The 12,904-nt window shown below is 71.2% G+C and carries 16 protein-coding genes; 11 read left to right on the forward strand and 5 right to left on the reverse strand.

Translation table 11 applies throughout. From position 1 onward, the window contains the following. Positions 1-4: 4 nt before the first annotated feature. Positions 5-973: an ABC transporter ATP-binding protein gene (locus D2L64_RS15950; protein ID WP_119577301.1), complete on the forward strand. Its 969-nt coding sequence runs from the start codon at positions 5-7 to the stop codon at positions 971-973. Beyond that, complete coding sequence (locus D2L64_RS15955) at positions 970-1,668, forward strand: ABC transporter ATP-binding protein (RefSeq protein WP_119577303.1); 699 nt, start codon at positions 970-972, stop codon at positions 1,666-1,668. The genes D2L64_RS15950 and D2L64_RS15955 overlap by 4 nt, the downstream gene beginning before the upstream one ends. 32 nt (positions 1,669-1,700) lie before the next feature. On the opposite strand, the gene D2L64_RS15960 is transcribed toward D2L64_RS15955, so the two are convergent. The 5 genes from D2L64_RS15960 to D2L64_RS15980 all read right to left on the reverse strand — a co-directional run bounded on the left by D2L64_RS15960 (position 1,701) and on the right by D2L64_RS15980 (position 4,946). Continuing rightward, the gene (locus D2L64_RS15960) at positions 1,701-2,159 is read right to left on the reverse strand and encodes an Rv0361 family membrane protein (RefSeq protein WP_119577305.1); all 459 of its coding nucleotides are present in this window, start codon (positions 2,157-2,159) and stop codon (positions 1,701-1,703) included. Positions 2,160-2,219: 60 nt separating this feature from the next. Continuing rightward, the gene (locus D2L64_RS15965; protein ID WP_119577307.1) at positions 2,220-3,218 is read right to left on the reverse strand and encodes a tyrosine-type recombinase/integrase; all 999 of its coding nucleotides are present in this window, start codon (positions 3,216-3,218) and stop codon (positions 2,220-2,222) included. A gap of 166 nt (positions 3,219-3,384) precedes the next feature. Beyond that, positions 3,385-3,810, reverse strand: a complete 426-nt coding sequence (locus D2L64_RS15970; RefSeq protein WP_119577309.1) for an Hsp20/alpha crystallin family protein — start codon at positions 3,808-3,810, stop codon at positions 3,385-3,387. Positions 3,811-3,929: 119 nt separating this feature from the next. Then, a complete protein-coding gene (locus tag D2L64_RS15975) occupies positions 3,930-4,346 on the reverse strand; it encodes a DUF6069 family protein (RefSeq protein WP_119577311.1) in 417 nt (138 codons plus the stop codon). Positions 4,347-4,475: 129 nt separating this feature from the next. Further along, positions 4,476-4,946: a MarR family winged helix-turn-helix transcriptional regulator gene (locus tag D2L64_RS15980; RefSeq protein WP_119577313.1), complete on the reverse strand. Its 471-nt coding sequence runs from the start codon at positions 4,944-4,946 to the stop codon at positions 4,476-4,478. 93 nt (positions 4,947-5,039) lie between these two features. On the opposite strand from D2L64_RS15980, the gene D2L64_RS15985 reads away from it, so the two are divergent. From D2L64_RS15985 to D2L64_RS16020, 9 genes are all read left to right on the forward strand, one after another. After that, positions 5,040-6,581 (forward strand): ArnT family glycosyltransferase, encoded by a 1,542-nt coding sequence (locus D2L64_RS15985; protein WP_119577315.1) that lies wholly within the window; start codon positions 5,040-5,042, stop codon positions 6,579-6,581. Positions 6,582-6,636: 55 nt separating this feature from the next. After that, the gene (locus tag D2L64_RS15990) at positions 6,637-7,404 is read left to right on the forward strand and encodes an FkbM family methyltransferase (RefSeq protein WP_119577317.1); all 768 of its coding nucleotides are present in this window, start codon (positions 6,637-6,639) and stop codon (positions 7,402-7,404) included. 4 nt (positions 7,405-7,408) lie between these two features. Then, positions 7,409-7,876, forward strand: a complete 468-nt coding sequence (locus D2L64_RS15995; protein ID WP_119577319.1) for an HNH endonuclease — start codon at positions 7,409-7,411, stop codon at positions 7,874-7,876. 619 nt (positions 7,877-8,495) lie between these two features. Continuing rightward, a complete protein-coding gene (locus D2L64_RS27935; protein WP_267898677.1) occupies positions 8,496-8,969 on the forward strand; it encodes a recombinase family protein in 474 nt (157 codons plus the stop codon). Further along, positions 8,944-9,498, forward strand: a complete 555-nt coding sequence (locus D2L64_RS28295) for a recombinase family protein (protein ID WP_267898678.1) — start codon at positions 8,944-8,946, stop codon at positions 9,496-9,498. The genes D2L64_RS27935 and D2L64_RS28295 overlap by 26 nt, the downstream gene beginning before the upstream one ends. Before the next feature lie 281 nt (positions 9,499-9,779). Further along, positions 9,780-10,202 (forward strand): hypothetical protein, encoded by a 423-nt coding sequence (locus tag D2L64_RS16005; RefSeq protein ID WP_147376246.1) that lies wholly within the window; start codon positions 9,780-9,782, stop codon positions 10,200-10,202. Positions 10,203-10,228: 26 nt separating this feature from the next. Beyond that, the gene (locus D2L64_RS16010; RefSeq protein WP_119577323.1) at positions 10,229-10,984 is read left to right on the forward strand and encodes an ATP-binding cassette domain-containing protein; all 756 of its coding nucleotides are present in this window, start codon (positions 10,229-10,231) and stop codon (positions 10,982-10,984) included. Continuing rightward, positions 10,981-12,243: a hypothetical protein gene (locus D2L64_RS16015; protein ID WP_147376247.1), complete on the forward strand. Its 1,263-nt coding sequence runs from the start codon at positions 10,981-10,983 to the stop codon at positions 12,241-12,243. Before D2L64_RS16010 ends, D2L64_RS16015 begins: the two co-directional genes overlap by 4 nt. After that, positions 12,240-12,860: a hypothetical protein gene (locus D2L64_RS16020; protein WP_119577327.1), complete on the forward strand. Its 621-nt coding sequence runs from the start codon at positions 12,240-12,242 to the stop codon at positions 12,858-12,860. The genes D2L64_RS16015 and D2L64_RS16020 overlap by 4 nt, the downstream gene beginning before the upstream one ends. The last annotated feature ends 44 nt before the right edge of the window (positions 12,861-12,904 follow it).

The following is a 12,904-nucleotide window of genomic DNA, read 5'->3' on the forward strand; positions in this document are numbered from 1 at the left end:
CGTCGTGAGCGTGCTACAGGACGCCCCCGACCTGGCGACGCTGCAACGGCGGGCGGCGCAGCGGGCGGCCGACCGGGCCGGTGGCGCGGATCGGCTGCGCGGGCACATCGTCTGCGACGGGCTGGTACGGATCTTCACCAGTGAGGGGGTGGAGGTCGTCGCGTTGCAGGGGCTCGACCTGGTCGTCGACCGGGGTGAGCTGGTGGCCATCGTGGGGGCGTCGGGTTCCGGCAAGTCCACCGTGCTGAACATCCTGTCCGGGCTGGACACCCCGACCGCGGGCATCGCCCGGGTGGCCGGGTACGACCTGCTGACCATGTCGGCGCGTAAGCGGCTGCGGTACCGCCGGCACACCGTCGGGTTCGTGTGGCAGCAGACCGCCCGTAACCTGCTGCCGTACCTGACCGCCCGGGAGAACGTGCAGCTGCCGATGCGGCTGGCCGGGCGCAGTGGCCGGGCGGCGCGGCGGCGGGCGACGGAGCTGTTGGAGATGGTCGGCGTCGGGCACTGCGCGGACCGCCGGCCGGGGCAGCTGAGCGGCGGTGAGCAGCAGCGGTGTGCCGTCGCGGTGGCGGTGGCCAACGATCCGGAGGTGCTCTTCGCCGACGAGCCGACCGGTGAGCTGGACGAGGCGACGGCCGCGGAGGTGTTCGGGGCGCTGCGCACCATCAACGCGGAACTGGGGGTCACCGTCGTGGTGGTCACCCACGACCCGCAGGTCGCCTCGCAGGTGCGCCGGACCATCGCGATCCGTGACGGGCGGACCGCTTCGGAGGTGCACCGCACCGCGCGGATCGGCGCCGACGGTGTCGAGGAGCTGGTCACCGAGGAGTACGCGGTGCTGGACCGGGCCGGGCGGATGCAGCTGCCCGCCGGTTTCGTCGACGCGTTGGCGTTGCGGGACCGGGTGAAGTTGACCCTGGAGCCGGATCACGTGCAGGTCCGTTCCGGTGTGGAGAGGGGTACGTCGTGAGCGAGGATCTGGTCCGGGTGCAGGGGCTGTGCCGCGACTTCGGCAGCGGCGACCGGGTGGTCCACGCGCTGCGGGAGGTGTCGCTGCGGGCCGGGCGCGGTGAGCTGGTCGCGGTGCGGGGCCGTTCGGGTGCCGGCAAGACCACCCTGCTGAACCTCATCGGCGGGCTGGACCGGCCCACCGCCGGGCGGGTGTGGGTGGCCGGGCAGGAGGTGACCGGCGCTGCGGAGCGGGAGCTGCTGCGGTTGCGGCGCGACACCGTCGGGTTCGTGTTCCAGTCGTTCGGGCTGATCCCGATCCTGTCCGCGGCGGAGAACGTCGGCGTGCCGATGCGGCTGGCGAAGGTGCCGGCCGCGCAGCGGGAGGAACGGGTGTCGGTGCTGCTGGAGCTGGTCGGGCTGGGTGGACACGCGGCGCAGCGGCCGTACGAGATGTCCGGCGGGCAGCAGCAGCGGGTGGCGATCGCGCGGGCGTTGGCCAATGACCCGGCGTTGCTGATCGCCGACGAGCCGACGGGGCAGTTGGACTCCGAGACCGGCCGGGCGGTGATGGACCTGCTGCGGGCGTTGGTGCACGCCCGGGGCATGACGGCCCTGGTCGCCACCCACGACCCGACGCTGATGGAGTTGGCCGACCGGGTGCTGGTGCTGCGCGACGGCCGGTTGGTGGGGGCCGGTGCACCGGTCGGGGTGTGACCGGGTTGGTCGTGACCGGGGCCGGGGTGTGATCAGTACGGGTCGCCGCAGATCCGCCAGTCGCCGTCCTCCCGCACCACCGACAGGTCCCGCTGTTCGCTGGTGCCGCTGTCGCGGGTCAGCCGTACGGTGACGGTGCCGTGCGGCTGACCGCCGCGGGTGGCCACCGACACGTCCACGATCTCGTAGTCGCGTACCACCGGTGGGGTGCGTACCCAGCTGGTGAAGCCGAGTTGGCTCCACCGGCCGCGCGCGTCGGCGCAGAGCCGCTCGTACGCGCCGTCGGTGTCGCCGGCGGTGACCTGGCGAAGGAAACCGTCGGCGGTCTCCCGGACGGGGCCGGCGGCCTGGGTGACCAGCTGCACGTTCCAGGCACCCAGGCCGGCGACGCCGACGCAGCACAGGGCGACGCCGACAGCGGCGACGACGAACCCGGTCCGGACCGGGTGGCGTCGCCGGGCCGGCCTGCTCCACGGCTGCGCAGCGCCCACACCACCAGACGGTAGAGGTATCGGCCGCGTCGGCGGGCCGAAAGTGGCGCCGCCCGGTGGTCAGCCGCGGCGGCGGGCGCGGGCGGCCCAGATGGCGTACGCGGGGTCGCGGTCGAGGTTGTGTCGGTCCCGGTCGTAGCGTCGGGTGGTACGGGGGTCGGCGTGACCCATGGCGTCCTGCACGTCTTCCAGCGGTACGCCCTCGGCTCGGGCGGTGGTGGCGAAGGCGTGCCGCAGCGAGTGCGGCGACAGCCGGGCCCAGGCCGGGATGCCGGCGCTGCGGGCGAGCCGGCGCACCAGCCGGAACACCGAGTGGCGGTCCAGCCGGGCGCCGCTGGTGGTGACCAGCAGTGGCCCGGTGAGCCGGGTGGTCTCCACGCCCTGTTCGGTGGCGCGCTGCGCCAGGTAGGTGTCGACGGCGTGGGCGGTGGACGGGGTCAGCGCCCGGCGGCGGGCCTTGCCGCCCTTGCCGGTGAAGCGCACGCTGCGGTGTCCCCGTTCCGCGCCGAGGTCGGCCAGGTCCAGGGCGACCAGTTCACCGACGCGCAGCCCGAGGTCGGCCAGCAGGGCGATGGCGGCCCGGTTGCGGGCGGCTGTCGGGCCGGTCTCGGCGTCGGCGGCGGCGAGCAGCGCGTCGACCTCGTCGGGGGTGAGCCCGACGGTGGCGGAGTGGTCCCGGTCGACGCGGGGCCGGTCGGCGTCGGAGACCGGGTTGGTGTCGACCGCCCGCAGCTTGACCAGGAAGTCGTACCAGCTGGACAGGGCGGACAGCCGACGGGCCACCGTGGCCGGGGTCAGCGGGCGGCCGGTACGCGCCACGACGGTGCCTTCGAGTGTCCGGGCGTACTCGTTCACGTGCAGGAAGTTCGCCCGCAGCGGGTCGAGCTGTCGCTGGGTGCACCAGGCGAGCCAGGTGGCGACATCGCGCCGGTACGCGTCACGGGTGTGTTCGCTGAGTCGGCGGTTGCGCAACCACGCCTCGGTGACGGCGACCGGGCCGCCAGGCAGCGCGGGATGGTCCGGGGTGCGCAGCAGCACCGCATTGTCGAGCGAACGCATGTGAAAAAGGCTCTCAGCCCTGGGGTCGGTTGACGATCAGGCGCGCCGGGGCGGGTGGACTCGGCTGCCGAGTGTGCGGGGAGGCATACGGGTGGCGGCCGGGTTCGGCGGGAACCGCGACGGCGGGGGCGGGACGCGGTGTCCCACCCCCGCCGTCGCGCGGCGTTCAGGCGTTGATCTGCTTGCGGCCGTTGCCGGTGGCGCTGACGGTGACCCGGCGGGGCTTGGCCCGCTCGGCCACCGGGATCCGCAGCGTCAGCACGCCGTTGTCGTAGCCGGCCTCGAGCTTGTCGGTGTCCAGGGTGTCGCCCAGGAACAACTGCCGGCTGAACACACCCATCGGACGTTCGGCGGCGACGAGTTCGACCTTGTCGCCGGCGGGCCGGCGACGCTCGGCCCGCACGGTCAGTACGTTGCGTTGCACCGTGCAGTCGATGCTCTCCGGGTCGACGCCGGGCAGGTCGAACGCGGCGTAGAAGTAGTCGCCGTCGCGGTAGGCGTCCATGTGCATGACGGCGGGGCGGCTGGTGGTGCCGAAGAACTGCTCGGCGAGCCGGTCGATCTCCCGGAACGGGTCGGTGCGCATCAACATGTCGTGCCTCCTCGGTTCCTCTGGCCGAAGGTTCGGGTGGTAGTTGAGCCTTGTGGACTCAACTTCCTGCTTCTTGTTTAGCGCCTCCGCCGGGCGTCGTCAACTGCGGCCCCGATGTGTCAGTGGTCACGCTTGGGTAGCAGGGCGACCAGGGCGGCCGGCACCACCAGGTGCATCGCCCCCAGTGCGAGCTTGGCGCCGCTGGTGGCGTCGGCCTGCAGCAGCGGCGCAAAGGACAGCAGCGTGCCGGCGATCGCGAGGCTGAACCAGATGCTGGTGGCCCGGTCACCGGCGAACCGCTCCAGGGTCGCCAGCGCCACCCACCCCAGCAGCGCCGAACCGAGGGAGACCACGATCACCGGGGCGAGGTTGACGACGAACTCCGGCCGACCCGGGCTGCGTACCGCGTAGTCGACGCCGCCCAGCGCGCCGATCAGCCAGATCGCGGCGCTGGCGGCGACCGCGGCGAGAGCGCCGGTGGCGCGACGCCGCAGGGGCGAGGCGGTGTCGATGCCGGCCAGGGTGGTGCTGCTCATGGCTGCTCCTAAGGCAGGGGATGCCGATACCGCGACCGTACCAGATAGTCTCGCCCGAAACTATCTCTCTGCAAACGATCTGTGGTTCCCGAAGGGCCGGACCGTAGGCGCAGATGCGGATCTGCGGCGCTAGCAGACCGAGCCGGCCGCCCCGCAGACCCCCGCGCCGGAGAGCCGCTCGTCGACCAGGCGCCGGATCGCGCGGAGGAACACCGCCCGCTCCGGCTCGGGCAACGCGGCCAGTACGTCCTGTTCGATCCGGGCGGCGATCTCCTGTGCCTGGTCGAGTACCCGCTCCCCCTGCGGAGTCACCTCCACCAGCCTGGCCCGCCGGTCGGTCGGCGACGGCACCCGCCGGGCCAGGCCGGCCGCCTCCAACTGGTCCAGGGTCACCACCATGGTGGTCTTGTCCACCCCGCACGACTCACCGATCTGCCGCTGGGTCAGACCACCACCACGGGCACGCGCCAGCACGTTGTGCGCCCGGGGCGAGATGCCCAGCTCGGCCAGCCCGGCGGCCTGCTCGGCCCGCAAGGCGTGACTGGCCCAACTGAGCAGGAACATCAGGTCCGACGGGCGGCCCGGCGACGGGGATGTCATCTATCGAGATTAACAAGATGTTCCGGGACGGGATGGTTGCCCGGTCACGTACCAGGGGCAGCGTCAACGGCCGGTGTCGCCGACAATGCCTACGTGACCACTCCGACGGCACCGGCGGGCACCCTCGACCCGCCGCGACGGCCCACGCTGCCCGCCCCCGGCCCCCGCAGCACCGGGCCGTGGCTGGTCGCCGGGGCGGTCACCCTGGTCCTGCTGGCACTCGCGCCCCGATACGGCTACCACCGCGACGAGCTGTACTTCCTGATCGCCGGACGCCACCTCGACTGGGGCTACGTCGACCAGGGCCCGCTGGTGCCCGCCCTGGCCCGGCTGATCGACACGATCGCGCCGGGCAGCCTGCTCGCCCTGCGTACCCCGTCGGCGTTGCTGGCGGGCGGCGCGGTGCTGCTGGTCGCGGCGATCGCCCGGCAGTTCGGCGCGGGCCGCGGCACCCAGACCTTCGCCGCGCTGCTCGGCGGCGTCTCCGGCATCGTCCTGGCCAGCGGTCACCTGCTCAGCACCACCACCGTCGACCTGGTGGTCTGGCTGGCCGCCGCGCTGTTCACCGTACGGCTGCTGCGCACCGGGGACAGCCGGTGGGCACTGGCGGTCGCGGCGGCCCTGGGGCTCGGCATGTTCAACAAGTTGCTGCCCGCGTTGCTCGCCGTGGGTCTGCTGGCCGGGCTGGCGATCGCTGGCCCGCGCCGGCTGCTGCGCGACCGCTGGGTGCTGGCGGCCGCCGGGCTCTTCGCGCTGCTCGCCGCCCCCACCCTGGGCTGGCAGGCCGTCAACGGGTTCCCCCAACTGGGCGTCGCCGCCACCATCTCCACCGGCGACAGCTCCTACAGCGGCCGACTCGACGCGTTGTTCCTCCAGTTCGTGATCATCAGTCCCTACGTCGTGCCGATCTGGGTGGCCGGTCTGGTCGCGCTGCTGCGCCGACCCGGGTGGCGGCCGTACCGGGCACTCGGGTGGGCCTGGCTGGTCGTCGTCGGCATCGTGCTGCTGGCCGGCGGCAAGGGCTACTACGACGCCCCGCTGCTGCTGGTGCTCACCGCGGCCGGCGCGTTGGTCGCGGCCGGCTGGGCGGCGTCGGGCCGGCGCCGGGTCCGGCGGCTGTCGCTGCTGGCCGTCGTCGTGCTGACCGCCCTGGGCAACGGGGTGCTGCTGCTGCCGACGTTGCCCGCCGACCGGCTGCCCGGCTTCGTGGTGGCGGTCAACTACGACGCGGGCGAGACCATCGGCTGGCCCGCGTTCGCCGACTCGCTCGCCGCCGTGCACCGCGACCTGCCGGCCGACGAACAGGCCCGCGCGGTGATCCTCGCCGCCAACTACGGGCAGGCGGGCGCGGTGGCCCGCTACGGTCCACGACGCGGCCTGCCGCCCGCCTACTCGGGGCACAACAGCATGGCCGACTTCGGCCGGCCACCGGCCGACGCCGACGTGGTGATCGCCGTCGGCTGGCCACAGCCGGACCGGTTGCGGTCCTGGTTCACCGAGGTCACCCCGGCGGGCCGGGTCGACCAGCGGGTCGAGGTCGACAACGACGAGAACGGCGGGCCGATCTGGCTGTGCCGCGGGCTGCGCCGTCCGTGGGCCGAGATCTGGGACACCGAGGTACGCCACACCGGGTGACCCCGTCCCGCACGTAGCGCCATGACCGTGCGGGTGGGCGGGCTAAGGTGCTGCGATGGGCATCCACTCCGCCGCGATCGAGGCGCTCAAGGCCGATCCCGCCACTGCCTCGCTGCGCCGCTCGCTGGAGGTCTACTACGGCGACCCCGGGCGGGACGCGGCCATGGACGCCTTCTATGCCCGTTTCGTACGCTCCGGCGACCTGGTCTTCGATATCGGTTCGCACGTGGGCGACCACATCGGCAGTTTCCGCCGGCTCGGTGCCCGGGTGGTCGCCGTCGAGCCGCAGCCGCTCTGCCTGCGGGCACTGCGGGCCATCTACGCCGACGACGACCAGGTCACCGTGGTCGAGGCGGCCTGCGGGGCGCAGCCGGGGCGGGTCGGTTTCCTGGTCAACTCCGCCAACCCGACGGTCTCCACCGCCTCCACCGACTTCGTCGCCGCAGCCATCGGCGCCGGTGGCTGGGAAGGCCAGGTGTGGGACGGCCAGATCGAGGTGCCGGTCACCACCGTCGACGCCCTGATCGCCGAGTACGGCACCCCGACCTTCGTCAAGATCGACGTGGAGGGCTTCGAGGACGCCGTCCTGGCCGGTCTGAGCCGTTCACTGCCCGCGCTGTCGTTCGAGTTCACCACCATCAGCCGGTCGGTGGCGCTGCGTTGCCTGGACCGGCTGGCCACGCTCGGCTTCGGTGGCTTCGACGTGGCACTGGGCGACGAGAAGGTGTTGACCCTCGGCTGGGTCGGTGCCGTCGAGATGGCCACCCACCTGCTCACCCTGCCGCACGAGGTCAACTCGGGCGACGTGTACTGCGTACGCTGAGGCGGTGCTGTCGCAGATCAACGGCCTGTCGGGACACTTCACCGAGGACAGCCTGCGGGCCTACCTGCTCAGTCGGGCGACCCGCGCCGACAACGGTTGTCTCCTGGTACGCGGCTACGGCAGCCGGCGCGGCGTGCACCAGAAGCTCGCCGGCCGGGCCTGGGCGCACATCGCGGCGTACGTGGTCCTCGTCGGCGGCTATGACCCGACCCTGCGGGTCCACCACGACTGCGGTACCCCCGACTGCATCGAACCGGGCCATCTGCGTCAACTGAGCCACCCGGACAGCTGCCGCGAACGCACCCAGCGCCCCCGGTGCCGCAACGGCCACGAGCGGGAGACCGATCCGGCGACCGGTCGCCTCCGGCGGGTGTGCCGTACCTGCAACCGGCAGGCCCAGCAGCGCTGGCGGGAACGGCAGGCCGCCGAGGTCGTCGCGGCCCGCGCCACGTACGCCCCGCCCCCCTCCTGACTTCCGCTGGGGCCACGGAACCCCGCCGCGACACCAGCGTAAGTCCTTACGCACCTTAACAGTCATTATGATGCATCAGGCTTTTGCCCGTTTTGTGGCGGATAATTAATGGATTGTCGGTCAATGTAATCCATTAATTGGTCAAGCCGACCGCCAGACCCAACCCCGCCGCCCCACTGAGACCGCCGGGCGATCGTTGGCCGGGCCGGCCAACGATCGCCCGCACCACCGTCGACCTGATGGCGCGAACGACTCACCCCACCCCCACCCCACTCCCCGCGCATACCCCGCGCCCCCACTCCGCGATGCCGACGGGCGCGGCGGGGGTGGGGGTGTCAGTCGAGGACGGGGATCAGTTGACCCGCAGCTGGCCCAGCCGTAGCTTCCAGCGAAAAATCAACGCTAAGAAGTTGATCTAGGCGAGTGGGGCGGCGTGTCCCTCTGGGGACCGCCGACCCCAACGCAGCATGTGGCCGGCCCCCCCCGGGTGCCGGCCGTGCTGCGCGTCGTTGACGGTGGTGCGGCAGAGGTGGCACCGGGCCGTCGACGTGCGACCCCTTCGCCTTGTGCCTCGATCGGGCGTGGTGGTTGGTGACGGTCCGGCGGCGGCGAATGTGAAATGCGGTTAGGACTTGGCGCAGGGGTGTCCGAGAATCGATCGTTTCCCGAACAAGATCAAAAAGTAGATCGGCGATCGGTCAGGGCTGTCCAACAAACCTGTCCAGAAACCGGGCGTGTCCAAGAATCCGCCGCAGCGCTTGTTGGGCACCATGGACGGCATGGGGCCACCCCCGCGCCCGTTCCGGTGGACCTTCTCGCGCCCGCTCCGCTTGCCGGGGTGCTCGTCGGCTACGGCCGGGTGTCGACCCGCGAGCAGAACCTCGCCCGCCAGGAGGCTGCGCTGACCGCGGCCGGCTGCTGTCGGGGTACTCGTTGGAGTGCAGAGGTGAGTACGGCTAGATCAGCTGTACCTAGCTCTGCACTCCAGGCCGTACCCCGACAGCTGCGCGCGCTGCTTCTTCGACAAGGCCTCGGGCAAGAACGCCGACCGGCCGGAGCTGGCCCGGATGTTCGACTACGTCCGGCCCGGTGATGCCCTGACCGTGGTGTCGCTGGATCGGCTCGGCCGGTCCCTGGAGGACCTGATCGGCATCGTGGGTCGACTCAAGCGCCAGGGGGTGGGGTTCCTGTCGCTGCACGAGAAGTTGGACACCACCACCGCCGGCGGCATGTTCGTCTTCCACGTCTTCGCCGCCCTGGCCGAGTTCATTCGCACGATCATCGTGGCCAATACCAACGAGGGCCTGGCCGCCGCCCGCGCCCGCGGCCAGCGCTTGGGCCGGCCACCGGCGATGACTCCGGAGAAGCTCGCCTACGCCCGCCAATTGCTCACCGAGCCGGACCGGTCCATCAGCGCCATCGCCAAGCTCGTCGGCGTCTCGCGCAGCACCATATACAAGGCACTGCCCGAACTGCTGCCACCGCAGTTGGCGCAGCAGCGCCTCGCCGCCCAGATCGCCGCCCTGCCCGACGACACCCGGCCCGCGCCCGACCTCGCCCTGTACAATCCTCTGCTCAGCACCCCTCCGCGTGGCCGAGGCGGGCCCCACGCTGGGCAGTGAGCGCTGAGAAGCCGCGACGGTCGGCTGTCATGATCGGCACGTTCTTACCCAGGGGACGTGAGACTGCCGGGTGGCGGCGTCACTGCGTCGACATGCTCCTGCAAGGGAAATTGGCGCACATAGACGCATGAGTCGGAGATGCTCTCTTCGTCTTTAATTCCCGTGCGTCTCCAGGCAGGGAGCGGACCTCCAAGTCATGCAAATGGCAGACAGCAAATCGGCAGCCTTGACGACGGCGACTGACAGTGCTTGGGTGAATTCGACTAGTCATCATCACAGCCATGCGCATGTGCCATCCGCAGCAAGGATCGGAGAATCGCATGAGGCGATCGACGGCGGCCGTGATGACGGTCGCCCTCGGGCTGTCCACTATCGCGGTGGCCAGTCCGGCATGGGCGAACCCGTCGGGCTGCTCCCAGGGCAACCCGATGATTTCCCAGAGCGGCGGCTACATGACTGCCGACAACGACGCGTACTGCTCCACGTCCGCGACCCGCACCTTCCGCATCGAGATCAAGAGGAACGTGAGCGCTCTGCCCGACCCGGTGGTGTCCAGCTACGACGACTACTACACGGGCAGATTCTACTACGCTAAGACCAGCAGCTGCGACGGCGGACGGACCGCGAACTACTACGGCCGCTCATTTTTCACCTCTCACCCGACCTATGAGGACACCGGCAACCTTCAGGTGACCACCTGCTGATCCTGACGCAATTCGGGGGACCCGCGATGGATGACCCAGTCATCGGACACGGACTGGCGCAGCGGTACGGGAGGCGGAATGTGTTTCGCAATCTCGACGTCGTGGTTCCGCGCGGGGTGACGGTTCTGTTGGGCCCGAACGGGGCCGGGAAGACGACACTGCTGCACACCATCGTGGGTCTCAAGCGTCCGGTGGCGGGGAACCTTCACGTTCTCGGTCGTGATGTGCTGCGCCGCGGCGGTCTTCGGGCCGTCGCGGCGCGGATCGGTTTCCTGCCACAGACGGTGTCCCACTACCCCGGCTACACCGTCCGGGATTCCGTCGGCTACGCCGCTTGGCTCAAGGGCGTACCGGAGCGAGACATCGGCGTGAAGGTGGACCGGGCGCTGCGGTTGATGAATCTGTCCGGCCGGGCCGCCTCACGCATGGGCAGCTTGTCAGGCGGGCTGCTGCGCCGGGCCGGTATCGCGCAGGCGATCGTGCACGAGCCGGCGCTGCTCATTCTCGACGAGCCGGCGGCCGGTCTCGATCCCCAGCAGCGCATCGAGCTGCGTCGTGTTCTCCGGAAGGTTGCCGACACGGCCACCGTGCTGGTCAGTACGCACGTGGTGGACGACGCCCGGCACGTCGCGGACACCCTGATCGTGCTCAACGAGGGTTCGGTGGTGTTCACCGGGACGGTGGCCGGGCTGGAAGGCCTCGCCAGGACAGGAACGGACGGGGACAGCGATCTGGAGCGCGGCTATCTGGCCGCGCTGCGGCAGCCGGCGGTGCGCGCGTGACCCCGGTCCGCATCGAGCTGCGCCGTGGGCCGGGCTTGTGGAGCCTGCCTGTCCTGGTAGGGCTCGGCGTGTTCATGGCCCGCGCCCAGATGAGCGCGGACAACGTCTGGTCGTACGCCACCGGCGCGGTGACGAGCGCCCCGGTGCTGATGGCTCCGCTAGCCGTGGGTGTTGCCGCCTGGGCGGGAGGCCGCTCGCAGCGCCGCGCAGCCCGCCACGCCTGGCTGCTGGCGGGCCGCGATCCGGCGCAGGCTCCGCTGGTCGAGGCCGGCGTGCTGGCGGCCTGCGCCACCGTGGCCTACGCCCTGGTTTCGATGGTGACGCTGGTGCCCACGGCGGCGACCGCGACGTGGGGTGGCCCGTTCTGGTGGTGGCTGGCCTCGGCCGGGGTCGGATTCACCGCCGCCATCTGTGTCGCCTACGGCGTGGGCGTGCTGCTGCCAGGTCGGTTCACCCCGTTCATCGCCGCGCTGGTCACTTACCTGGCCACCACCTGGAACCTCGGGCAGTACGGCACCTGGTACGCGATGTTCCCGTTCACCGTCGAGCTGATCCCACCGTTCAGCGCACCGCATGCCCCGACCATGCGCGGCCAGATGCTGTGGTTCACCGGCCTGGCGCTGCTGGCCCTGACCCTGGTCGCCGTCAAGGTGCGCTCCTCGGCCCGAGTGGTGATCCCGGCAGTCGGGGCGTCCCTGGCCTTGGCCGTCAGCGGCGCCGCGATCGTCATCGGCGAGAACGGCCGCTACGTCGACGTGAACCGCCACATCGTCTGGTCCTGCTCCGGCAGCTCACCCCAGGTGTGCATCCATCCCGCTTTCGCCAACAGCTTCTCGCCGATCAGTCAGCGGGCGCAGGCAATCACCCAGCGCCTGGCCGCCACACCATTCGCCATCAGCCGGGTGGAACAGCGCCCCCGAGGCGTGGGCGGCCTACCCACACCAGGCGCGATCGCCTACGCCCTCGACGCCCCCACCGTCGAGCACTACGACCGCGCGAGCCTCGACATCGCCATCGCCGCCCTCGGCGTCGACTCCTGCGCCCACGGGCCCCGGCGGGACAACACCGCTCACGCCATGGCGCAACTCGTCGTGGCGTGGGCCGTCGGCGACGACAACCTGTTCACACCACGCACCCCTGATCAGCAGCAGGCCAAAGTGCACTTCCTCAGTCTGCCGCTGAGAAACCAGCAGCAGTGGCTCACCGCCCACGCCGGCGCCGTTCGTACCTGCTCCCTGGCCCCGCAGTCGTTCACATGATCGGCCCCCGGCTACTCCTGAAGTCCCGACGAGCGGCGCCCCTGCTGCTGGCCCTCATCACCGTCGCAGTCGTCGCCCGCGAGCTCGCAGGCCAACACCTGTTCATCGGCGCCAGCGAGCCGATCCCGCTACCCTGGGCCGCCGTTCTGCCCGCGATCACCGCCTACCTCACCACCGCCGCGGCGTGGTCGGCGCTGCCGATGCAGGAGCACCTCGCCGTGCGCCGTGTCGACCTGTACGACCTGCTCTACCTGGCCGCGGCCGTCCTCATCGGCACCGCATTGGTCGCCTGGGCAGCCGAGCCGCTCACCGGCACCATCACCGAACCCGGCGCGCTACGCAACTACCTGGGCCTGCTCGGCTACTCCCTGCTCGGAGCCGCCGCCTTCCGCCTCAGCATGGGCTGGATGGTCCCCATCACGGCCTTCGGCATCGGTTTGGTCGTCGCAGGCACCGGCACCAATCTTCCGCCGCTGGACTGGCCAGCCCGCAACGACACAGACCCGGCATCCTGGGCCGTCAGCACCGCGCTCCTGCTCACCGGACTGGCAGCCTTCGCCAGCCCCACGCGCCGACGCGCCTCAGCGTTGCATGCGGCGCGCGTCGAACTCGAGTAGAGGATCCGGTCGAGACCTCAACCGTCGACGTTGCCCGCCCGCGC

The sequence above is a fragment of the Micromonospora radicis genome, assembly GCF_003583405.1.
GTDB lineage: Bacteria > Actinomycetota > Actinomycetes > Mycobacteriales > Micromonosporaceae > Micromonospora > Micromonospora radicis.